19 protein-coding genes are annotated in these 22,888 nt (G+C 47.2%); 12 read left to right on the plus strand and 7 right to left on the minus strand.

What is annotated here, in order from left to right:
- Positions 1 to 451: 451 nt before the first annotated feature.
- From pspA to AC27IB_RS22685, 8 genes are all read left to right on the plus strand, one after another.
- Positions 452 to 1,120 (plus strand): phage shock protein PspA, encoded by a 669-nt coding sequence (gene pspA / locus AC27IB_RS22650; RefSeq protein WP_296051968.1) that lies wholly within the window; start codon positions 452 to 454, stop codon positions 1,118 to 1,120.
- Positions 1,121 to 1,185: 65 nt separating this feature from the next.
- Positions 1,186 to 1,389 (plus strand): PspC domain-containing protein, encoded by a 204-nt coding sequence (locus AC27IB_RS22655; RefSeq protein ID WP_123324738.1) that lies wholly within the window; start codon positions 1,186 to 1,188, stop codon positions 1,387 to 1,389.
- A complete protein-coding gene (locus AC27IB_RS22660) occupies positions 1,389 to 1,715 on the plus strand; it encodes a hypothetical protein (RefSeq protein ID WP_296051965.1) in 327 nt (108 codons plus the stop codon). The genes AC27IB_RS22655 and AC27IB_RS22660 overlap by 1 nt, the downstream gene beginning before the upstream one ends.
- 129 nt (positions 1,716 to 1,844) lie before the next feature.
- Positions 1,845 to 2,837 carry a DUF2333 family protein gene (locus AC27IB_RS22665; protein WP_296051963.1) on the plus strand — a complete coding sequence of 331 codons (993 nt, stop codon included), beginning with the start codon at positions 1,845 to 1,847 and terminating at the stop codon, positions 2,835 to 2,837.
- Between the two features lie 3 nt (positions 2,838 to 2,840).
- Positions 2,841 to 3,596 (plus strand): TIGR04219 family outer membrane beta-barrel protein, encoded by a 756-nt coding sequence (locus AC27IB_RS22670; RefSeq protein WP_487123815.1) that lies wholly within the window; start codon positions 2,841 to 2,843, stop codon positions 3,594 to 3,596.
- A gap of 90 nt (positions 3,597 to 3,686) precedes the next feature.
- Positions 3,687 to 5,525, plus strand: a complete 1,839-nt coding sequence (locus tag AC27IB_RS22675) for an assimilatory sulfite reductase (NADPH) flavoprotein subunit (protein ID WP_487123817.1) — start codon at positions 3,687 to 3,689, stop codon at positions 5,523 to 5,525.
- On the plus strand, positions 5,525 to 7,237 hold the full coding sequence (cysI, locus tag AC27IB_RS22680; protein WP_487123819.1) for an assimilatory sulfite reductase (NADPH) hemoprotein subunit: 1,713 nt from the start codon (positions 5,525 to 5,527) through the stop codon (positions 7,235 to 7,237). Before AC27IB_RS22675 ends, cysI begins: the two co-directional genes overlap by 1 nt.
- Entirely contained in the window at positions 7,230 to 7,979 is a 750-nt protein-coding gene (locus AC27IB_RS22685; protein ID WP_487123821.1) for a phosphoadenylyl-sulfate reductase, read from the plus strand. The genes cysI and AC27IB_RS22685 overlap by 8 nt, the downstream gene beginning before the upstream one ends.
- A gap of 12 nt (positions 7,980 to 7,991) precedes the next feature.
- On the opposite strand, the gene AC27IB_RS22690 is transcribed toward AC27IB_RS22685, so the two are convergent.
- Positions 7,992 to 8,894, minus strand: coding sequence for a TIGR03899 family protein (locus tag AC27IB_RS22690; RefSeq protein WP_296051951.1), 903 nt, complete (start codon positions 8,892 to 8,894; stop codon positions 7,992 to 7,994).
- A 128-nt stretch (positions 8,895 to 9,022) separates the two neighbouring features.
- On the opposite strand from AC27IB_RS22690, the gene AC27IB_RS22695 reads away from it, so the two are divergent.
- Positions 9,023 to 11,254, plus strand: coding sequence for a bifunctional diguanylate cyclase/phosphodiesterase (locus tag AC27IB_RS22695; RefSeq protein WP_487123823.1), 2,232 nt, complete (start codon positions 9,023 to 9,025; stop codon positions 11,252 to 11,254).
- A gap of 132 nt (positions 11,255 to 11,386) precedes the next feature.
- The gene (locus AC27IB_RS22700; protein WP_487123825.1) at positions 11,387 to 11,695 is read left to right on the plus strand and encodes a pyridine nucleotide transhydrogenase; all 309 of its coding nucleotides are present in this window, start codon (positions 11,387 to 11,389) and stop codon (positions 11,693 to 11,695) included.
- Between the two features lie 73 nt (positions 11,696 to 11,768).
- On the opposite strand, the gene sthA is transcribed toward AC27IB_RS22700, so the two are convergent.
- From sthA to AC27IB_RS22720, 4 genes are all read right to left on the minus strand, one after another.
- Positions 11,769 to 13,196: a Si-specific NAD(P)(+) transhydrogenase gene (gene sthA / locus AC27IB_RS22705; RefSeq protein WP_296053756.1), complete on the minus strand. Its 1,428-nt coding sequence runs from the start codon at positions 13,194 to 13,196 to the stop codon at positions 11,769 to 11,771.
- Between the two features lie 121 nt (positions 13,197 to 13,317).
- Positions 13,318 to 15,180, minus strand: a complete 1,863-nt coding sequence (locus AC27IB_RS22710; RefSeq protein WP_487123827.1) for a sensor histidine kinase — start codon at positions 15,178 to 15,180, stop codon at positions 13,318 to 13,320.
- Between the two features lie 15 nt (positions 15,181 to 15,195).
- Positions 15,196 to 17,433: an EAL domain-containing protein gene (locus AC27IB_RS22715; RefSeq protein ID WP_487123829.1), complete on the minus strand. Its 2,238-nt coding sequence runs from the start codon at positions 17,431 to 17,433 to the stop codon at positions 15,196 to 15,198.
- A 193-nt stretch (positions 17,434 to 17,626) separates the two neighbouring features.
- Positions 17,627 to 18,754, minus strand: coding sequence for an acyl-CoA desaturase (locus tag AC27IB_RS22720; RefSeq protein WP_487123831.1), 1,128 nt, complete (start codon positions 18,752 to 18,754; stop codon positions 17,627 to 17,629).
- Between the two features lie 119 nt (positions 18,755 to 18,873).
- Between AC27IB_RS22720 and fabR the strand changes: the two genes are divergently transcribed.
- Positions 18,874 to 19,491: an HTH-type transcriptional repressor FabR gene (fabR, locus tag AC27IB_RS22725; RefSeq protein ID WP_296053129.1), complete on the plus strand. Its 618-nt coding sequence runs from the start codon at positions 18,874 to 18,876 to the stop codon at positions 19,489 to 19,491.
- Positions 19,492 to 19,494: 3 nt separating this feature from the next.
- Here fabR and trmA read toward each other — a convergent pair whose 3' ends face one another.
- Complete coding sequence (trmA, locus tag AC27IB_RS22730) at positions 19,495 to 20,595, minus strand: tRNA (uridine(54)-C5)-methyltransferase TrmA (RefSeq protein ID WP_487123833.1); 1,101 nt, start codon at positions 20,593 to 20,595, stop codon at positions 19,495 to 19,497.
- A gap of 146 nt (positions 20,596 to 20,741) precedes the next feature.
- Here trmA and AC27IB_RS22735 point away from each other — a divergent pair, with 146 nt between their 5' ends.
- The gene (locus AC27IB_RS22735) at positions 20,742 to 21,989 is read left to right on the plus strand and encodes a DUF5610 domain-containing protein (protein WP_487123835.1); all 1,248 of its coding nucleotides are present in this window, start codon (positions 20,742 to 20,744) and stop codon (positions 21,987 to 21,989) included.
- A gap of 36 nt (positions 21,990 to 22,025) precedes the next feature.
- On the opposite strand, the gene AC27IB_RS22740 is transcribed toward AC27IB_RS22735, so the two are convergent.
- Positions 22,026 to 22,511: an RNA recognition motif domain-containing protein gene (locus tag AC27IB_RS22740; RefSeq protein WP_296053123.1), complete on the minus strand. Its 486-nt coding sequence runs from the start codon at positions 22,509 to 22,511 to the stop codon at positions 22,026 to 22,028.
- Positions 22,512 to 22,888 lie beyond the last annotated feature (377 nt).

The raw sequence follows: 22,888 nt of genomic DNA on the forward strand, positions 1-22,888 counted from the left end.
GCAAAGGGTCAGAATCATAAGGCCCCATGTCTTACTAAGACAAATTCGAAGGCACAGGTAACCGTAAAAACGTTACCTGTTTTTTTTTGCGTAGCTTTTTAGTTCTCGCCCTGTCAGCTCTGCTTGTCCCCCAGGCTCTGTACGTCCATAAACATCCTTTACCATCCATAACTCTTATCTGCCCTGCAGTTCTTTCATGCCCTGACTGATGCGGTGGAGTGCGATTTGTACTCGTTTTGCGGTGCTGGAATAAGCTGCTGGTCAATTAGGCTAAATGGTTGGTCAATTTTACCAATATATGGTTTTGATATGGTGATATTCGGGGTGAGAAATAGATGGTTTTATTTTAGTTGTTTAAAATCAGTTGGTTATGAGTTGGCATGCGAATTGTTATATCTAAGCAAGTGTTAAGTAACTTTTTAAAAACGTTTAGCCAATCGGAGATTTAATTATGGGAATGTTCACACGTATCAACGACATCATTCAGTCTAACATCAATGCTCTGCTGGATAAGGCCGAGGATCCTGAAAAAATGATCCGCCTGATTATTCAGGAAATGCAGGAAACCTTGGTTGAGATCCGCACGCTGGCTGCCCAGCATATTGCTGAGCAGAAGCATCTTAACCGCCAGATTGATAACCTGGAAAAACGCGCTGCCCACTGGCAGGAAAATGCAGAACTGGCAGTAAGCAAAGGAAAAGATGACCTGGCTCGCGCCGCTTTGAAAGAAAAGAAAGAGCTGGAAGCGAAACAAGCTGAATTGCAGGAGCAACTGCAGGTAATCGATGAAGCACTGATGAAAGTGCAGGACGACACCGGCCGTTTAAACGAGAAGTTAAATGAAGCCAAGGCCAAGCAGAAATCGCTGGCAGTACGTCGTCAGTCAGCCTCAGTAAGAATGCAGGCTAAACAAGCTACTCACAGCGACAAACTGGATAGCGTAATGGGCCGCTTTGATCACTATGAGCAGCGTGTTGATGAACTGGAGGCTCGGGTTGAAGCATACGATCTAACCGATAGTGCTTCAAAAAGCTCACTCCAGGCTGAATTTGACGCGCTGGAAAAAGACGAATCAATCGAGCAGGAACTGGCTGCGTTAAAAGCGAAAAAAGTCGCGTAAACGCATGATGGCCCGCACATTGCGGGCCTCGCAATCAACCAGGTCATTCAAGCAGGAGTAAGGTTATGAAAACTATTTATGAAAAGAAACGTGTATCAAGAGATTTAGGTCGGGCTGTGATTTCAGGTGTGTGTGCCGGTGTAGCCCGCTATGCTGACATCGACCCGGTTTGGGTTCGTGCCGGTGCCGCTTTAGGTTTAGTGTTCATGCCAATGATTACTCTGCCTGCTTATGTTGCGGCGGTAATATTGTTACCAAGGAGAGCATAATGAAAAACTTTATTCTTGCCATCCTGATTGCCATTGTCCTGACCAAGGTGCTTGGTGGGGTTGCATCCGACTGGTTTGATTTGCACCTGGTGATGGGCGATGAGCTGGTAAGTGGCACCCTGGAATGGGTCATTATGGCGGGTGTTGGAGTGTTACTGGTTGTGATCGGTTTTGTTGTAGCCATGAGTATCGCTGCCGCGCTGGGCATTGCTGCAGTTGCCGTGCTGGGTGGCCTGGTATTCGCGGGAATCAGTGTGTTCTGGCCGGTGTTACTGATTGTCGGCATTGTTATGTTGGTGGGGAGGTCGAACCGCGCTGCGGCGTGAGCCCCCTGACCAGCCCGCACCACCAAACGTAGATTTACTTTCTGAGATGAACAACTTAGCATAATGAGCCATACTTTGAATGTATGACAGGTTGTTCGCCCGAAGGGCTAAGCGCAAACAAGGAATACTATGAAGCAATATATTAATGTAAAGACCGTCAGTATCACCGTGGGTGTTTTGTTTCTGCTTCTTTGGTTGGTGGGTTTTTACTGGAGTTTAGAACCCGATACTTTCGACGTCAGGGCCAATGCCAGGACGCAAATGACCAGCGCAAATGCTCAGCCAGTGCCCGGTTACACTATTACAACCACGTTAATTACCGTTGCCGATACGCTGATGGAGAAGCCAGGAGGCTATTTATCGAATGATGTGATGCCACCATCTGTATTCCTCGACAACATGCCCAGCTGGGAGTTTGGCGTACTGGAGATGGTTCGTGACATGTCATTATCCATGCGCAAAGACTTCAGTCGTTCCCAGTCACAATCGGTTGAAAACCCACATTTGGTGAAAGCTCAACCAAAATTCAATATCGACAGCCGCAACTGGCTGTTTCCTTCTGCTGAGTCACAGTATTCTGAAGCTATTGATTATCTTGGGCAGTATCGAGATGATCTGGCCGATCCCACGCTGGGCGACAGCCAGTTTTATACCCGCGCCGATAATCTGCGGGAATATTTAAAACAAGTTGAGAAAAAACTCGGTAGCCTGTCACAGCGACTCAGCGCCAGCGTTGAAGCGGAGCGCGTAAACACCGACCTTGCCGGCGACAAATCAGCGTCGAACAGCACGCCGCGTCCCAGTTCTATTCAAACTCGCACCAGTTGGTGGCAACTGGATAATGTTTTTTATGAAGCCCGAGGCTCTACCTGGGCACTTTTACACCTGCTCAAAGCCATTGAAGTCGATTTTGCCAGTGTTCTGGAAAACAAAAATGCTTTGGTGAGTTTGCAACAAATAATCAAAGAGTTAGAAGCAACACAACAGACTATCTGGAGCCCGATGATACTTAACGGCAGCGGCTTTGGTATGTTAGCTAATCACTCGTTAGTCATGGCAAACTATATTTCTCGTGCAAATGCAGCCATAATTGAGTTGTCTGAATTACTCAATCAAGGATAAACGATGAAAAAACGTGTACTTGCCGCCGCTCTTGGGGCGTTATGTCTTGCCCCTGCCACCCATGCAGATACGTTGCTGGGGCTTTACGCCGGCGCTCAGGGATGGAACACATCAACTTCTGGCGGTTTCTCAGAAACCTCCAATACGGCTGACTTTGATTTTGACAGCACCACCAATGCATCTTTGTACGTGGCGTTTGAACACTTTGTACCGCTGGTGCCTAATGTAAAAGTAAATTATCTGCAATTGGATACTGACGGCGTAACTAATTTGAATGCTGAGTTTACTTTTGATGGAACAGATTACGCTGCCAATACGTCGTTATTAACCGATGCGAGCATCGATAGCGCCGATCTCATTTTGTACTACGAGATCTTCGACAACGATCTGGTTAGCTTTGATATTGGTGTAAACGGTAAATACATCGACGGCACATTTTATGTTGAAGACGTTGATAGCGGCGAAAGTGGTGAGGCATCGTTTAAAGGTATTATCCCAATGGCGTACAGCCGGGTGGAGTTCGGTTTGCCGTTTACTGGCTTAGGCGTTTACGCTGAAGGTAGCTATCTGAGCTTTGATGATCACGAGGTTCGTGATATCCAGGCCGCGCTAACTTACTCTTTTGTAGAGAATTTAGCTATCGATATGACCTTACAGGTTGGCTACCGCGACATCACTGTAGACATTGAAGATCTGGACGATATCTACGCTGATCTGGGTTTCGACGGCGTCTTTGCCGGACTTGAAATTCACTTCTAGTATTTTAAGATATAAAAAAGTAATTTTAATTCTTTCCAGTTATCAAGAAAACTCATTAGCCTAGTAGTATGCAAATAAGGCTAATGAGTTATGTCAGCAAATTCTAACAACCAAAACACTTCAGTCGGTGCACCGGGAGCAATTCTGAGTGAACCGCAATGGAACGCGATCACCCAGTCGATCTCTGGGTTAAACGCACAGCAATTAACCTGGGTAAGTGGTTACCTGGCAGGTTTGGCGGCGTCGGGTCAGGCTTTACCGCAAAGTCAGGCTGCGGCAGTACCATCCGCTGCAGGCGAAGCGCCGGTTCTCACCATTCTGTTTGGCTCGCAAACCGGTAACGCCAAGGGCATTGCCCAGTCGTTACAGGCTAAGGTTGAAGCCGCAGGTTACTCCAGCAAATTAGTCAGCATGGCTGATTACAAGCCGCGCCAGATTAAAAATGAAACTCACCTGGCCATTGTGGCCAGTACGCATGGTGAAGGCGAGCCGCCGGATGATGCCATTGAGTTGCATGAGTTTCTTGGCACGAAGAAAGCCCCTAAAGTTGACAAGCTGAAATACGCAGTGTTGTCGTTAGGCGATTCAAGCTACGAGTTCTTCTGTCAAACCGGTAAAGACTTTGATGAGCGTCTGGCGAAGCTGGGCGGTAAACTGGTTGTTCCTCGCGTAGACTGCGATGTGGATTATGAAGCCGAAGCTGAGGCCTGGGTTGCGAAACTGATTGAGACGTTGAAAGACGACTTCACTTCAGCTGGTGCGGCTGCCGTTGCCATGCAAACCGGTTCTGCAGTAGCTGCCGGCACCGCGGCGCAGGTTTATACCAAGAAGGCGCCTTATCAGGCGACTTTGCTAACCTCGCAAAAAATTACCGGTCGTGATTCGGTTAAAGACATCCGCCACATCGAAATCAGCCTGGAAGATTCTGGCATTACTTATCAGGCCGGCGATGCGCTGGGGGTCTGGTTTAAAAACGATGCAGCACTGGCCGACGAGATTATTACCCTGATCCAGGCATCTGCCGATCAGGAAGTCACCGTTGCCGAACATACACTGTCGTTTAAAGAAGCACTGATCAATAAACTGGAGCTCACTCTGAGCTATCCGGGATTTGTAAAGGCTTATCAGGAAGCTTCGGGCTGTGAAGCCTTAGCCAAACTGCTGGAAGATAAAGCCGCGCTTCGCGATTACCTGGCAGACCGTCAGATCGTCGATATTGTGCGTGATCATCCTCATCCGGTAACGGCAGCGCAGTTTGTAGCGGCTTGTCGTCCATTAACACCGCGCCTGTATTCCATAGCGTCGAGCCAGTCTGAAGTGGAAGATGAAGTACATCTGACTATTGCTCATGTTGATTACGATGCCTTTGGCAATCGTCATCAGGGTGGCGCTTCCGGTTTCCTGTGTGACCGCCTTGAAGAAGGTGGTGAAGTTGACGTTTTCGTTGAGCCAAATGACAACTTCCGTTTGCCGGAAAATCCGGACACGCCAGTGATCATGATTGGTCCGGGTACCGGTATTGCACCGTTCCGTTCTTTTATGCAGGAACGTGATGCCCAGGGCGCAGAAGGGAAAAACTGGTTGTTCTTTGGTAACCCTCACTTTACTCAGGATTTCCTGTATCAGCTTGAGTGGCAGGGTTACGTGAAAAGTGGCCTGCTGAGCAAAATCAGCCTGGCTTTCTCACGTGATCAGAAAGACAAAATTTATGTTCAGCATCGCTTGCTTGAAGAAGGCAAGGACGTTTACCAATGGTTAGAAGATGGCGCTCACCTTTACGTGTGTGGCGATGCTAACCAAATGGCTAAAGATGTTGAAAGTGCGCTGCTTGAAATCTTCAAGACCCACGGTGGTAAGAGTGACGAAGAAGCCAAGGCTTACTTACTGTCACTGCGCAAAGCAAAACGATATCAGAAGGATGTCTACTAATGAGCGATACTAAGTCTCCTTTTATAGTTGAAGGCAAACTGGCCGACAACGAACGCCTTAAGGCCCAGAGTCGTCATCTGCGCGGCACCATCGAGCAGGATCTTAAGGATCCGTTAACCGGTGGCTTTACCGCCGATAACTTTCAGCTGATCCGCTTTCACGGCATGTATCAGCAGGACGACCGCGACATCCGCGCCGAGCGTACCAAGCAAAAATTAGAGCCGCTGCATAACGTGATGTTACGTGCCCGTTTACCGGGTGGTGTATGTAATCCTGAGCAATGGCTGGCTATTGATAAGTTTGCTGATGACTACACCATGTACGGCAGCATTCGTTTAACAACCCGTCAGACCTTTCAGTTTCACGGCGTGTTAAAGCCCAATATTAAGCTGATGCACCAAACCCTTAATTCCGTAGGGATTGACTCAATCGCTACTGCGGGTGACGTTAACCGTAACGTGCTGTGTACCTCTAACCCGATTGAATCTGAAGTCCATCAGCAGGCTTATGACTGGGCAACAAAGATTAGTGAGCACTTACTGCCAAAAACTCGCGCCTACGCCGAGATTTGGTTAAATGGTGAGAAAGTAGAAACCACCGATCAGGAGCCAATCCTGGGCGATAACTACCTGCCGCGTAAGTTTAAAACTACTGTGGTAATCCCGCCGCAAAACGATGTGGATGTACACGCTAACGACCTGAACTTCGTTGCGATTGCGGAAAATGGCAAGCTGGTGGGCTTTAACGTATTAGTGGGCGGTGGCCTGGCCATGACTCATGGCGACAAAACTACCTTCCCGCGTAAAGCCGACGATTTTGGTTTTATTCCGTTGGAGCATACCCTGGCGGTTGCCGAAGCGGTAGTGACTACCCAGCGTGACTGGGGTAACCGGGTAAATCGTAAAAATGCGAAAACCAAGTATACCCTTGAGCGTGTTGGTGTGGATAACTTCCGCGCTGAAGTAGAAAAACGTGCCGGTGTTACCTTTGGTGAGAGCAAGCCTTATGAATTCACCAGCCGTGGCGATCGCATTGGCTGGGTTGAAGGCATTGACGGTAAATTCCACCTAACGCTGTTTATCGAAAACGGCCGGATTTTGGATTACCCGAATAAAACCCTGAAAACCGGTTGTCGTGAAATTGCCAAAATTCATAAAGGCGATTTCCGCATGACGGCTAACCAGAACCTGATTGTGGCAGGTGTGCCGGCCGATCAGAAAGAAGCGATTGAAGCGCTGGCCAGAGAGCACGGTTTAATTCAGCCAGATGTATCGGCTCAGCGTTTAGATTCCATGGCTTGTGTAGCGTTACCAACCTGTCCGCTGGCAATGGCGGAAGCCGAGCGCTTCTTACCCTGTGCAGTAGACCAACTCGACGAGTTAATGGCTAAGCACGGTTTAAGTGACGACAGTGTGATTTTCCGGGTCACCGGGTGTCCTAATGGCTGTGGTCGCGCCATGCTGGCCGAAGTGGGTCTGGTGGGTAAAGGCCCGGGTCGTTACAACCTGCACTTAGGTGGTAATCGCGAAGGGACCCGTATTCCTCGTATGTTTAAAGAAAACATCACCGAGCAGGAAATCATGGCTATTCTTGATGAGCTTCTTGGCCAGTGGGCCGGCTCGCGTGAAGCGAATGAGTCATTCGGCGATTTCGTAGTACGCACAGGCGTGATTGCCCCGGTGATCAACTCCGCTCAGGATTTTTATGACTGATCACGATCTTCAATCGATTCGTCAGCCGGTCACCTCTGATACCACTGATGAGGAACTGGCGGCGATCAATCAGGTGCTGGAAACACTGGATGCGTCAGCGCGCATCCGGTGGGCGCTGGAGTATTTGCCGGGTAGCCACATTGTGTCGTCAAGCTTTGGCGCGCAATCAGCGGTTATGTTGCACTTACTGACAGCAGCCAAGCCTGATATTCCGGTAGTGTTAACCGATACCGGTTATCTATTTCCGGAAACTTACCAGTTCGTTGATGAGCTGGTTGAGCAACTTAAACTGAATTTAAAAGTGTATCGCAGCGATATTTCACCGGCCTGGCAGGAAGCGCGTTTTGGCCGCCTGTGGGAGCAGGGCATCGATGGTATTGAGCGATACAACAAGATGAATAAAGTTGAGCCAATGCAGCGTGCATTGAAAGAACTGGGGGCACAAACCTGGTTTGCCGGGTTGCGTCGCAGTCAGGCCGATACCCGTCAGCATTTGCCCGTACTGCAACGCTCTGGCAATCAGTTTAAGCTGTACCCGATTATCGACTGGTCGAATAAAGACCTGCATTATTACCTTAAAGACAATGGCTTGTCTTATCACCCGCTGTGGGAACAGGGCTATGTGTCTATTGGTGACTGGCATACCACACAATCGCTGCAGGAAGGCATGAGCGAGCAGGATACCCGCTTCTTCGGGCTTAAGCGCGAATGCGGCCTGCACGAGTTCGGTGATGGTATCTAATCAAATGGTTGTTTACTCCACACTGAAATGTGGGGTAAACAGCGATTTAATGTGCGCAGTAAAAGAATCTGATTTTTGTTTAGGTAATAACCGCGCCAGCTCACTGCCCACCGAAGTAAACTTGTAATACGTCATCAGCAATTGTTTGCTTCGCGCTTCTAACGTCAGACTTTCGGTCGAAAACTTCAGTGCCATGGATGTTCCCTTGTCCAGCGGCCCGGTTTCTATCTCTGTTGCATACAATAATTTCATGCTGCCCAGAGCCAGAATATCAGTGTAAGACAAGCCAAACTGAGCCAGTTGCGTTTGTGCCGCCGGCGCGGGAAACAGGGAATTTAACAAACCCGGTTGCTGATGAAAACCGGTGATAATAATGGGCGCCGGATCGCTGTTACGCCGACAGGCCAGCTGACAAGCTTTGCTGAATAAACTGGCATCCCGTTGGGTCAGTTTGGTAAGGGTTTCCAGGCTTCGCATCGAAAAACTACCTGGACGCTGCACTTCCACCGCGAGGATTTTCCCCCACAACTCCTGCATGGTAGGTGAATAGATATTTTCTGCCATGGATATAAAGGAGTGAAACCAGTCAGGATCGACCTGTTCCTGTGACTGCTCGCCACTGGAGACAGACAAGGCCACAGACATAATTTGCTGTAAATTCGCTAAACGTTTTTGCTCTCGTAAGCGCTGATACTGGGCTATCTGGCGGGAAGGCTGCGTAGAGTATTCGAGTCCGGAGTGCTCAATGCCAATGGAAGAAAACCAATGGGTTATACGGTGTTGCGTTGAACTGCTGTGTTGTGTGGAACGGCGCTTGGCAGATGAAGTGTCCTCACTGGCAGGTTTTGGGACTTTGCGTTCCTTGTTGGCAGCGCTGGCCCATTGTGTTGCTGAAGTGTGCGTAGGTATTTTCATCTCATAACATTGGCCGTAAACCTATAACTAAAAATAACCTGTTTCGACTTTAGTGTATAGGAAGTTTACTATGCAAAGGTCTATATTAGGGGTAGGATAACAATAATATTGGTCACAACGTACACAAGATGTCTGCGGAATACGATAATGATGAGCTGATATTTCTCGATGAGGATACCCATCAGGAATTAGAGCCGAACAATAAAAGAGAATGGAATATCTTGATCGTTGATGATGATGAAGAAATCCACACGGTAACCCGCCTCGCATTATCAGATCTGGAAGTACACGATCGCAAGCTGAGCTTCCTTCACGCTTATTCAGGCAAAGAAGCCAAAGCCATTCTTGATGAGTACGGCAGTAGCATTGCCATCATCCTGCTTGATGTGGTGATGGAAACCGATGATGCCGGTCTGACCGTGGTCCGCTACCTTCGTGAAACCCTTAATCATCACGAACCTCGCATTATTCTGCGCACCGGACAACCGGGCTTTGCTCCGGAAGAAGAGGTCATCAAAACCTACGACATCAATGATTATAAAACCAAAACGGAGTTGACCAGAGCAAAACTGCTCACCACGGTTATTTCTTCTGTGCGGTCTTATCAGCAAATCCTTACGATTAATCAAAGCCGGATTGGTCTGCAAAAAATCATCCATTCAGCGTCAAATCTGCTCGAAGAACATTCCATAAAAGGATTTTGTGAGGGGATTGTCACCCAAATCAGTTCAATGGTAGGGCTCGAGGCCGAAGGCATAGTGTGTGCCCGGGCAGGCTCTGTACTCGATCGCGATGACGACGGCGTTTATGTGCTCGGTGCTGCGGGCGATTACGCCACTTATATTAACGAACGCATTGAATCGTTGCATAATGCCCTGATAGTCGAACATGTCGGTCGTTGCTTACGCCTCAAAAAACACATTTTTGAAGCCGGTGTATCAGTACTTTATTTAAATAGCTCAGGCTTTGAAGCGGCCGTTTATTTAAACATGCACACAGAAATCAGTGAACTGGATAAACAGCTTCTGGAAGTGTTTTTATCCAGTATTTCGGTGGGGTATGAGAACGTTTATCTGTTCCATGAGTTACGCAACGCCGCTTTCAGAGACTGGCTTACCCGGCTGCCAAACCGGAACGAGTTTATTAATATTCTCGACCATTCAAAGAATTACCATTCTCAGGAACAGCTATGCGCTGCACTGATTGATATTAACCAGTTTTCAGACATCAATGATGGATTGGGACAGGAAGCAGGTAACGAATTACTTAAAGCGGTTGCACAACGGCTGAACGAATGTTTTGGTGCTGAAATCAAGAAAAGCCGGATTGCTGCCGATGTGTTTGGCCTGTTTGGCAAAGCCGACGAAGTGACTCCGGCATCAATCAACCAGGCATTCCAGCAGCCATTCAGTGCCGGTGATAACACCATGCCGCTGAATGTTACCATTGGATTATGTTTACTTGGCCGTAAGCCGGAAGCCGGCGTGGATATTCTTAAGCGGACGAATATCGCGCTTAACCGTGCGAAAAAAATTCCTACCACCAACTTTGAATATTTTGCGCCGGAGATTGAAGAGCAAACAACCTGGCGACTGCATATGATCCGCCGGCTACGTAACGATTTTACGGCCCGGAAAATTGAGCTTTGGTTTCAACCTCAGGTTGACCTTTCCAGCGAAAAAGTCATTGGTATGGAAGGCTTGCTGCGTTGGCCTGACGGCAATGGGGGCTTTATTTCCCCGGCTGAGTTTGTGCCTTTAGCTGAATACTCAGGGCTCATTGTTGATATTGGTTACTGGGTTGTTGAAGAGTCGTGCCGGCGCCTTCAGGAACTGGAGAATCTGGGCTATCCTAACCTCAGAGTGGCAGTGAATGTGTCGATTCCACAATTTCGGGATCCGCAGTTTGTCAAAAGTATTAAACATCTCATCACCGAGTCAGGTATCAGCCCCAGCTTGCTGGAACTGGAAATTACCGAAAGCGTGGTAATGGACGAACCACAGATAGTGATTGACGCACTGACAGACCTTAAACAGTTTGGCGTAACCATCGCTATCGATGACTTTGGAACCGGCTTTTCGTCTATGAGTTATCTGCAAAAGCTACCTTTGGACCGGCTTAAAGTAGACCGTTCCTTTGTGGCCGAAATACGACCCGGCGAAACGGCTTTCATTGCTGAAACCATCGTGACGCTGGGCAGCAAACTCGGCCTCACCACCATTGCCGAAGGCATCGAAAAACGGGAACAGGCCAGCTTTATGATAAAACTCGGCTGCGATGAAGCGCAGGGGTATTTGTTTGGTCACCCCATGCCATTTACCAGTTTGGTTGAATTTCTGGCTGAAAAAAGCGCCGGTTAAAACCAAAAACAGGATTTTTTCGTTTTGTTACAGCCACTGTAATATTACTGTCACAAAGCTATGATTTAGCATTTGCTAATTGGACAAAAATACAGTAAGGTAAACATATCGTTAACAAAAGGAGATAATCTCATGCGTAAAGTTGTATTAGCATCACTGTTGCTTGCTGGAGCTAGTGTGGCGCATGCTGACACCGGTAACGATAAAGCATTTTCTTGTATGGACGCTAAGACGTTTGAAATTAATAGTACATGTATGGTTGATAAGATCAGCAACAACATGGACTTCCAGGCTGCTCAACAAACAATTGTTGAAGCTGCTGATACCAACAGCAGCAAGTACGCGATGGCAACTATGACTTTTAATGTCGAAGAAATGACTATCGATATCGTTGCTCACAGAGACGCACTGTTAGTGCGCAATGTTACAGAGCAAAAATAGCCTTCAGCATTGACTGAATAAAAAAACCGGAGTTTATCTCCGGTTTTTTTCGTTTGGAAAGCCGGTCACCGGCTTAATCAGTAAAGACCCGGTTTAAACCATTCAGTGCGGCAACCCGGTAGGCTTCTGCCATGGTGGGGTAGTTAAACGTGGTATTGATGAAATACTCAATAGTGTTGCTGGCGCCTTGTTGCTGCATAATGGCCTGGCCAATGTGAACAATTTCCGAGGCACGTTCGCCAAAGCAGTGAATACCCAGCACTTCTTTGGTCTCACGGTGAAACAGAATTTTTAAACTCCCCACCTGAGTAGACGCAATTTGTGCTCTGGCAAGATGTTTAAACTGAGCGCGGCCTACTTCGTAAGGGATCTTAAGCTGTGTGAGTTCCTGCTCATTTTTGCCCACAGAGCTAATCTCAGGAATGGTGTAAATACCGGTTGGAATATCTTCAACCAACTGGGCATTAGCATTTCCGTGCAACATGGCTTCCGCAGCAAAACGCCCCTGGTTATAAGCGGCTGATGCCAGGCTGGGATAGCCAATCACATCACCGATGGCATAAATATTATCCACCTCGGTCTGATAATTGTGGTTTACCTTAAGCTGGCCACGGGAATCGGCTTTCAGGCCGATGTTTTCCAGCTTGAGCATATCGGTGTTACCGGTTCGGCCGTTAGCAAACAGTAAGCAATCGGCACGCATTCGTTTGCCGGATTCCAGGTTCAAGATAACCGAATCTTCTCTGCCTTCAACCGAACTGTAGGTTTCGGTATGGCGGATCACCACGCCGTTATTCCATAAGTGATAGCTCAGCGCATCAGATATTTCAGCATCAAGGAATGAGAGCAACCGATCACGCATATTGACCAAATCGACTTTTACGCCCAATCCTCGGAATATCGACGCGTATTCAGTACCGATAACCCCTGCACCATAAATAATGATGGATTGCGGTTCATGGTCGAGGTTTAAAATGGTATCCGAGTTATAAATTCTTGGATGGTTAAAGTCGATGTCCTTGGGGCAATAGGGCCGGGAACCAGTAGCGATAGCCGTTTTTTCGCCGGTGATAATTTCCTTGGAACCATCGTTGCGGGTGATTTCAACCGTGTGAGCATCGATAAAGCTGGCTTCGCCATGAATTAACGTGACTCTGTTGCGGTCATAAAAGGTAGAACGAAGGCGTGTCTGACTACGTATAACGCCGCTGGCATGTTGCATAATGTCGGAAAAGGTCAGACTGCGGGACACGTGATTGTCGGCGAACAGCGGCGTATTGTTATATTCAATCAAACGACTCACGGAATGCCGTAATGCTTTCGATGGGATGGTTCCCCAGTGAGTACAACCACCCCCCACCGCGTGATATTTTTCTATAACTGCGACTCTTTTGCCTGCTTTGGCCAGCTGCATGGCAGCACCTTCACCACCAGGACCGGTACCAATAACGATCGCATCAAATTGATAGTTAGGTTTAGCTGTTTTCTTTTTGGTTGTCATAATTGTGCGCTGTTCAACTTGCGTTAACTGAATGAGTGGGAGATATCAAAATTATAGTAGCAAAAAATACTGATATGTTTAGGATTTTCTGCCGGGCGCGATCTCTGAGTAATGAACCTGACTAAATAAAAGGGTTCTCTGGGATTTTATCTTTCACAAGTTGGCCAGCGAGCTGACGTGCCGACCGAAAAGTCAGTTTAAACGCTGTGCCTTTGCCCGGCCTCGATTCAACCTGGATCGCCCCTTTAAAAGCCTGCTCAATCCATACCCGTGCCATATGCAGGCCCAAGCCCGTATGTTGCTCTTGCCGTTTTGACGTGACAAAGGGTTCAAAAATGTCGGCCAGTTCTTCAGGCGCGATGCCTTTACCGTTATCCCTGACGGTCACGACAACATCATTATTGTGGTATTTAGCACTCAATTCGATACTTGCGCCAGCCATATTATCGAAAGCATGGTCGATAGCGTTGGTAAGAATAATCTGCACAATTTGACTAAAGGCACCGGCATAACCTGTCAGCGTAATATCATTAGGCACTGTGGTGACCAGTCGAACATTGTGTTTGTGCAGTAACCCTTTCATCGATTTACAAAGGTCATCAAGGTGTTCGGCTATGCAGAAGGTGTTGAGTTCATTGTTGGCCCGCTCAAAGGTGAGGCGTTTAAAGCTCTGTATCAGTTCAATAGCCCGTTGATTATTATGCCGGGCTTGTTGCAAGGTCTTGCCTGATTGCTCAAGGTAGGCATCAAATGCAGACTTGGTCAGTCCTGCTTGTTTGTTCTGGGTTAGATTATCCAGTAATGACACCTGACTGGATAAAGCGAGTTGGGTTGCCCCAACAGGGGTGTTGAGTTCGTGGGCAAGGCCGGCAACCATGATACTCAGAGACGACAATTTTTTTGTTTCAGCCAGTTCGTTGATCAATGCAGACTGGCGCTCAAGAGTGGTTTGCAGGTTATCTCTTTCGAGTGTCAGTGCGTGGCTAAGTTGATTAACTTCCCGGAGGTGACGGGAATACAAAGACAGTAAAATAAATCCGGCGAGGACGGTAGCAACGCCAAGCAGAGTGCTATAGAACAGAGCCTGCTCTTTAAGGGAGCTTAGTAAGTATGGGGCTGTCTGGCTGACAATCACTATATCCTGTAAACTGCTTTCGCTTTGATAAGGCGATGAAATAATCATAGCACTAAACAGCTGACTATCAATCTCTACTCCCTGGGCAAACCCGCTTTTCCTGACTGACAGCAATAATTCGGGCAGGTCTGTCGCGATATTAGCCGCAGTCTGATTCAGATCAGTACGCCATTGCTGGTCTTTATCCGCGTGCACAATCCAGCGTTGTCTGCCAGCGGCTACCAGTAACTGGATGTCAGCCTCGCTCAGTGAAGCCACCTCATTCAGCAGTGAGCGCAAATCAAAGTTGATGACCAGCAGCCCGTCTCCCATGCTCGGTAAGCGGGCTTTTATCACTGCGCGCACTGTGGGTAGAAATGGCCGCTCCACCTTGCCTTGTTCCACATTGAGATCAATCCGAGAAATAAAAACTTCATCGTCAGCCAGCGCCAGGCCAGCCTCAACGTAATAACGGTTTCGCTTGTTTTGTAACGCGTTGGGGGCCACTGCCGCAACCTCGTTGTCGGCGGTTTTATTAAGTCTTACCTGCTCAGCGCCTTGTGAGTCAATCCAACGAACCTGTAGTGTGTCGCGATACAACCTGAACATGGAGATCATGGCCGGCTCAAGCTCTGCTTGCGCGGGCTTAAGTAATTCAAGTTCGTGGCGGAATAAGCGAATTTGAGTTTCTACCAGACTGAGACGGGTGTTAATAAGCAGGGCGGCCTGGTCGATAAGTGCGCCCTGGCGTATTTCATAGGGGCGCCTTAGCTCATTCAGTCTGTCAACATAGGCAAAGCGAAAAACCAGAGCACACACCAGTAAAACAAAAAACAACCACAGATATCGCCAACGGGCCGGAATAGACAATGTGCTACCTCAATTTCAGTGTATCTTTTGGCTCAACCAGTTTAATAGTTGCTCTATGGGCATCGGCTTGGCAAAGTAATAGCCCTGTGCATGGTGATAACCATTGTCAATTAGCAGTTGACGTTGCTCTTTGGTTTCCACTCCCTCAGCCACGAGTTTAAAATCAAAACGCTCTGCGAGCCGGGCAATCATCTGAATAATATGCAGGGTCTTTTCACTGTTCTCTGCCGTAAGGTCATTCACAAATTTCTGGTCGAGCTTAATGGTTGTGGCAGCCAAATCGGCTAGCTGTGAAAGAGAGGAGTAACCGGTACCAAAGTCGTCGATACTCACGCCCACGCCTTTATCAATAAAAGAGCGCAGCAGCGGGTTAATCACCGTATAGTCTTCGGTGGCCTGGGTTTCGGTAACTTCAATATCCAGTAGTGAAGCATCAATATCATGCTCGTCGATACAGCGGTTAATTTCATTAAAAATGAGCGGGCTGACTACATCGCTGTTAGCCAGGTTGAACGATACTGGCAGTGCATAGCCGGCTTGTTGCAGTTGCTGGATCGTTTCTATGGTTTTTGCCAGCACCATTTCAGAAATCTCGAGGCTTAAACCCGACGCCTCGGCAATGGGAATAAACTCTGATGGCGGGCACAGCGAATTGTCTTCCATACGCCAGCGTAATAAAGCTTCAAAACCAATCGGCTTGCCCGTTGCCAGCTCTACCTTTGGTTGCAGCACCAGAAAAAAAGACTCCCGGGTGGTCAGGGCTGACTTTAAAGCGCTAAGAACCCGCATGCGATTAGCAAGGCGTTGAATTAATTCATAGTCAAAGTTATAAATGTTAATGCCCAGGCTACGCGCTTTGCCTAGTGCGGTATCAGCCAGCACGAGGACTTCGGCAAGGTTTAGTGACTGGGTGTCCCTGAAGTCTATACTGCCAACCTGAAATTGCAGCTGAATGTCCAGCTCATCCATCTCCATAGGGGTTGTTCTAATTTTTTGTAATGCGTCTGGCGACGGCTTGTTTTCCAGTGTAAAAACCAGAGCGATAGTTTCTTTATCCCACACGGCCAGCAAATAGTGGTCAGGGAATTGATTTTTTATAAAGTTGCAAAATGTTTTAAACATTTTAGTGGCATTTTCATGCCCTGCCATCATCTCGGCCGTATCGTAGTTGAGTAACCTGAACAGTACCAGCGAGCTATTGTTTAACTGGAAAGACGACTGCTGATTTAGTTCCCTGGCCAGCCAGTTACGATTATGAATGCTGGTAGTGGTATCCAGATAAGCTAACTGACTGAGCTTATTCATCAGGGCCTGATTGATAAAACCAGAACTGATATTTTCGGCAAACGCCTGTAATAAATTAAGGTGATTGCTATCTAGCGAGTAAGGAGAGTCAACCAGCATCAGGTATTGTCTGCCGTCGTGTTCACTGGTGTCAAAAAACAGCAGGGAAAAGTCGTTTTCGAACACATGCTGTTGAGATTGCCAGGCATTGAAAATGGCTTTTTCAATCCGTATTTTGCGCTCATCATTGTAACGGCTAAAAATAGTTTCCAGGCGCGCATCCATTAATTCCCTGAAGTGGCTGCTGGCAGCTACAATAGGGGCGAGCTGTAAACTCTCTATCCCGGATTTGACGATACAGACAATACCACCGGTGTCTGGAACGTTGATGACCCGGGCAATTTCTTCTAGTACCGTTTGAGCAAACTCTGTAGTGTCTTGCCTGGCGGTTAATGCACGCGAGGCGTCGACAATCATTTGCAATCCGCGCCGGGCAATTTTAAGTTCCTGAGAAGTCTGCCAGGTTCGCAGGTTGCTGACTACTACACTTTTGAGCTTATCAGCGCTTAAGTCAGTTTTATTCCAGTATTCTGAAATGTTGTATTCACTAATGGCTTTATCGTGGGGTTTAACGCCAGGCTGGCCGGTAAGTACCACTATGCGTACCAGTTCATCACCAATAACGTTGCGTATGGTGTCGATAAGGTAAAAACCAGCGTCGTCGGTTTCCATGACGATATCCAGCAGGATCAGGCCGATATCCTCACGTTTGGATAAAATGGTTGCTGCCGACGCCGCTGAGGAGGCTTTCAGTAACTCTATTTTGCGCCCATCAAAGGTTACTTCCTGCAAGGCTGATTCCAGTACGTCCTGGTAGGGTTGATTATCCTCGACGCTGAGCACTATCCAGTTTTTTTGCGATGTGTGGCCTGTTTGTTCCTCTGCGCTAAACTCAAACAAATCGTTCATTCATTCTCCCTCACCTCCGGTCTTTCGGCGTCTTTAATGCAGTGGTGCATTTAAAACCCAATGGGGGCTACATGGCTAAGTTTTGCCGAAGATTGGGATAATTCAAGTTTGAGGGGGAGAATTGGAGGAAAGTATAATTTGCAGTCTGCCGTGGTGGGCAAGACTGCCCACCACAGATAATAGTGGTCAGTGATTAACTAAAAGCAAATTCCATTTGGCTGAGCTTCAGCCATTTTTCTTTTTGCAATAGCAGTGACTGTTTTATTTCCTTGTAAGTAAAATCCAGCTCAAGACGCTCTACACTTTTCAGCAGATGCTTTTTACGCAACGCCATAATGCGTTTTTTGGTGGTGTAGTAGTCGGTCATTTTCTGCATCAGTACGTCATATTCGTGCTGCAGTGTTTGCATCACTTCTTCGGCGTTAGGCAGCTTGGACACTTTTTGGCTGGCATACTTTAACTGCATGGCCAGACGAGCTTTCTCAATACGCTCTTCCGGGCAGGTACGCAGGTTTTTGGTTAACCCGATATAAGAGAGCCCTTTAATTAACCATTTGGTTGGATCGTACTGATACCACTTAATGCCGTTGCGATAGTCGTACTCGAAAATGTGATGGTAATTATGATAACCCTCGCCAAACGTAAATAGTGCGATAATGCCATTGTCACGGGCGGTATTCGTGTCGGTGTAAGGGCGGCTGCCCCAGAAGTGGGCCAGTGAGTTAATAAAAAACGTCACGTGATGCACCATTACCAGGCGGAATACGCCAGCGATAAGTACCATGCTTAAAATGTCGCCGTTGATCCAGCCTAATAATGCGGTGATACCAAAGTTAGCAATCAATACAATGGCCAGATAGTGATTGTGTTGCCACATTACTATTTTGTCTTTAAGCAGATCTTTACAGTTACTGTAGTCACCATAGTGGCCTGCCTGATACTCACGCAGCATCCAGCCAATATGCGAAAACCAGAACCCTTTGTTGGCGGAGTAAGGGTCTTTGTCATTCACATCGACATGGCGGTGGTGCACCCGGTGGTCGGAAGACCAGTGTAAAATACTGTTTTGCAGCGCCATGGCGCCACCAATGGCCAGAAAGACTTTGACAACAGGGTGCGCTTCATAAGTTTTATGCGCCCACAGACGATGGTAACCGGCAGTAATAGACATACCGGTAACAAAAAACAACACCACAGTGGTGATTACTTCAGTGGTATCAAATCCATATGAGAATGCCCAGAATGGAACTCCTACAAATGCGATAAGTCCGGTCACCACAAAGACCAGCACATTAGTAACGATTAATCGTGGCTTATTCATTATTTCTATCTCAGCTTACAACTGTACGCTAATTTAGCTTTAAAAGAGGTGTTTCGCAAGGGAAATACCGTTAAGATTAGTCTTAAGAATAAGCTATAGGTATCAGTCGGGGATAGTCGTTGAGCCGCCAGGAACAAAAGCAAAAGACAAGGCAAAATATAATTGCCGGGGCATTTCAATTACTTAATGAAAACCGCACGTTGTCGGCCATTAGTCTGCGGGAAGTCGCCAGAGAAGCGGGGATTGCACCTACCTCTTTTTATCGCCACTTTAAAGATATGGACGAGTTGGGGCTAACTCTGGTTGATGAAGCCGGGCTAGCGCTGCGTCAGTTAATGCGTCAGGCCCGACGTCGAATTGCCTCCGGTGGCGGAGTGATTGATACGTCGGTGGATACCTTTATGGAGTTCATTTCTGCCAACAGTAACGTTTTTCGTTTGTTGCTGCGGGAACATACCGGCACTTCGGCGGCTTATCGCCTGGCGGTTTCCCGTGAAATCCAGCATTTCACGGATGAACTAAGCGACTACATCATTGAGCAGCTGCGAATTCCCCATGATATTGCCGTATTACAGGCAGAAAGCATGGTACGCCTGGTTTTCAGTGCCGGCGCCGATGCCCTGGAGGCCGATACCATCCTTAAGAATGACATCAGCGATCGGCTCAAACGCCAACTCCGGTTTATTCAGCTGGGCAGCCTGGCCTACTGGCAAACCATGCCTGATCCCCAAGCCTGAAGATCAGTCTTTACGGGTCAGCAGCACGCCCGATTCCATATGGTCTGTAAACGGGAACTGATCAAACAAAGCGGCTCGCGATACCTTGTGTGTTGCCGATAGCGATGCCAGGTTTTCAACCAGGGTATGTGGGTTACACGAAATATATATTATATTGTCAAACTGGCTAACCATTTCGGTTGTGGCAGGATCCAGACCTGCCCGCGGCGGATCAACCAGTACCGTGTTAAATTGCCGCTGATCTAAATCAATCCCTTTTAATCGTTCAAACTGACGCTTGCCCGCCAATGCTTCAACAAACTCTTCAGCAGACAACCGGGCAATCTGAACATTGCTGATGTTATTCACCGCGATATTAAACTGCGCGGCTTCAACCGATGGTTTGGCTATTTCTGTACCGACTACATGGTTAAAGTGCGCCGCCAGTGGAATGGAGAAATTTCCAGCGCCGCAATATAGCTCCAGCAGATCGCCGGTTAAGCCCTGACTTTGGGCAATGGCCCAGTCAATCATATGAGTATTCACATAAGCGTTGGGTTGGGTAAAACTGTTTTCGATATGCTTAAACTGAAATGTTTTACCGTCTGCGGGGAGCGTTTCGATAATATAGTCTTCACCCAGTATGACTTTCTGCTTGCGGGCACGGCCAATAATGCTGACTTTAAACTCTTCGTTGAGCGCAGTGTACAGCGCATTAGCCTGAGTTTGCCATTCGTCATCTAACTGGCGATGGTAGAGCAGACTAATTACACACTCCTGAGATAATCCGCTTAAAAAATCAACCTGAAAAAGCTTTTTACGTAATACCGGATTAGGTTTAACCAGTTCAATGATTCTGGCCATTAACGCATTAATGGTCTGCGATGCTGCCGGAAAGGCATCGACCCGGTAAGGTGTTTTGGTTTCTTTATTGAACATGATGTAATAAAGATCATCACCCTCATGCCAGACCCGGAACTCAGCGCGCATACGGTAGTGTGTTTCCGGCGATGAATAAACATCCAGGTCGTCAGTATAAAAGGGGCTCAACAGCGACGATAAGGTGTTAACTTTTACCTGAAGCTGATCCTGATAAGTGGTGCTTATGTTTGTTGGTGTGCTCATAGTGTTCCCCATACCGCATTTGGAGCGGCATTGTAGAGACTTTTCAAAAAACTTCCAATGTAGCGGCGTTACGCTAATTATGTATTAAAATTAAACAATCCTCATTGACTGCCGATAACATTAGTGAGGTGTGAGAGGATAAAATTATGAGTGTGGATTCAATTCCCGCTGCAAAAGGTAACCAGGCAACAGTAGAAAAGCCTGATGTTGCCCTTAAAAAGCAGCTGCAACAGGAAGGCTTGCGTCAGGCACGCGAGTTTCAACAAAGTAGTCAGGCAACACAGGTGACTGTGTCACAAACCCGTGTGGGCAGCACTGTGTTGGTCAGCTCGTTTGAACAGGAAGTTGTGTTAAACGAAAGACGCTTTGACAACCGACAGTTCGATAAAGCCGAGGAAAATAAGTCTGCCTTTGACTTTGAGAAAGTCGCATCCAATGTATTGAAGTTTGTTGGCGGCGTGGTGCGTGGTGCTGCAAGAGGCGGTGCCGACGAAGCGCAACTGACCGATCTGATTGGTCAGGCCCGTTCCGGGGTAGCCAAAGGGATAGCTCTGGCAGAAAAAGATTTGGCCGGCTTTATGAACCCGGAGATAACTGATGGCATCCGTAACAGTAAAGAAGCTATCGGTGAAGGCATCAACGATATTGAGAAAGAAGTATTGTCGCCGTTTCGAGGTACGATGGAAGTAGGCGCGTCACTCTCTGCTCAGTATACACAGTCACAGTCTGGCGGATTGAAGATTACCACCCAGGATGGTGACGAAGTGGAAATAAACTTCGGTCAGTCACGACAGTATCAGTACAGTGCCAGCGAGCGTATAGTCAGTGGAGCACCCAATAGCGGCTCTGAGACGAATACTGCGGCTAACCCACAGAACGAAATGATTGGGCAACGCTCAGTTAACGTGCAGTTTGCTGAGTACCGCGGGATTAGTTTTTCCGTTAAGGGCGAACTCGATGATGATGAGTTGGGGGCAATCTCTGATTTGGTAAAACAAATTACAGATGTCAGTAAATCCTTCTTCAAAGGCGATTTAGACTCTGCACTGGATAAAGCGCTGGCGCTTGGTTACGACGAGAAAGAGTTGGCTGGCTTCGCATTAAAGCTGGATCGCCGTGAAATAGTCAGCGAGAAAATTTCAGCGTATAAAGAAGTCAGCGATGGCGATTCTTCAGAACTCAAGAAATACATGCGCCCGATAAAAGAATACATGGACGAACTCAAGTCGTTAAATCAGTTACTGGATACCACTCTGAAAGACGGTGAAGGATATAAAGAGTTGGTGAACGGGGTGATTAATCAAATGAAGGAAGTACATGTACCGGATGTACTCTCGGCGATAAATCGTTTCCACTTATTTAACGGCCGTATAAACGCCTTAAAAGCAGAATAAAAAAAGGCCCCTTAGCAGGGGCCTCTTTATTTACCATTACTCCATGACCTTATCTTTGGCCGGTCGCACTTTTAAAGTTCGATCCTGAAACACCGAATCATTAAACTGACCGATAATGGCCTCAACATCACCATCTATAACCTCGATAAAACCATAGCCTTTACGTTTACCGGTTTTCTTATCCTTCATTAATCTGACTGATTGAATTCGAACGTGATCCTCAAAGTAAGCTTTAACCGCTGCTTCATTCGCTTTATAGGGGAGATTACCTACATATAATGTAGAGACGTTATCTGCCGAAGACTCGGTGCTATGGTTAACCGGGGCAGAGGGCTGAGAGTGACTATTGCTATTGGTCCCTATAAAAGAAGCTATCCATGGCGTCACGATACCGCTTATTAATAAAGATAAAGCCACCACAGTGGGCGCTTGTCCATCAAATGAAACCTGATGAGTAATTACAAATCCTAAAACAGCCAAAACGAGACTGACTAAAAAACATTGCATTAAGCTGACTTTCATAATGCTACCTTAATAATTGTTATGAGAAAAAGGGTCGGCTCTCTAAATTTTACTCATTTATAACAAAATGGACAATATTGATTCACATATATAGACAAAAGAATAACCCGACATCTTCCTTTTGGTGTAAAAATAGACGCTTAAGAGGCTTTTTGATAAAAAACCGCTAAAAAGACAAAAAAACGCTTGATCAAAATATCGTGGTCTGTAGAATGCGCGCCAGTTTCGAGGGACACAGAGCAATAAGCGAAGACGTCCATCAACGCAAAAACTTAAAAAATAAATTAAGAAAAAGCATTGACATCGAAACTAAACAGCGTATTATACGCATCCCGCTTCGGCAGGTTCTGAAAGAGCCGCGAAGCAGCAGAGCAAAG

The sequence above is a fragment of the Alteromonas sp. 4NH20-0104 genome (genome assembly GCF_057547795.1).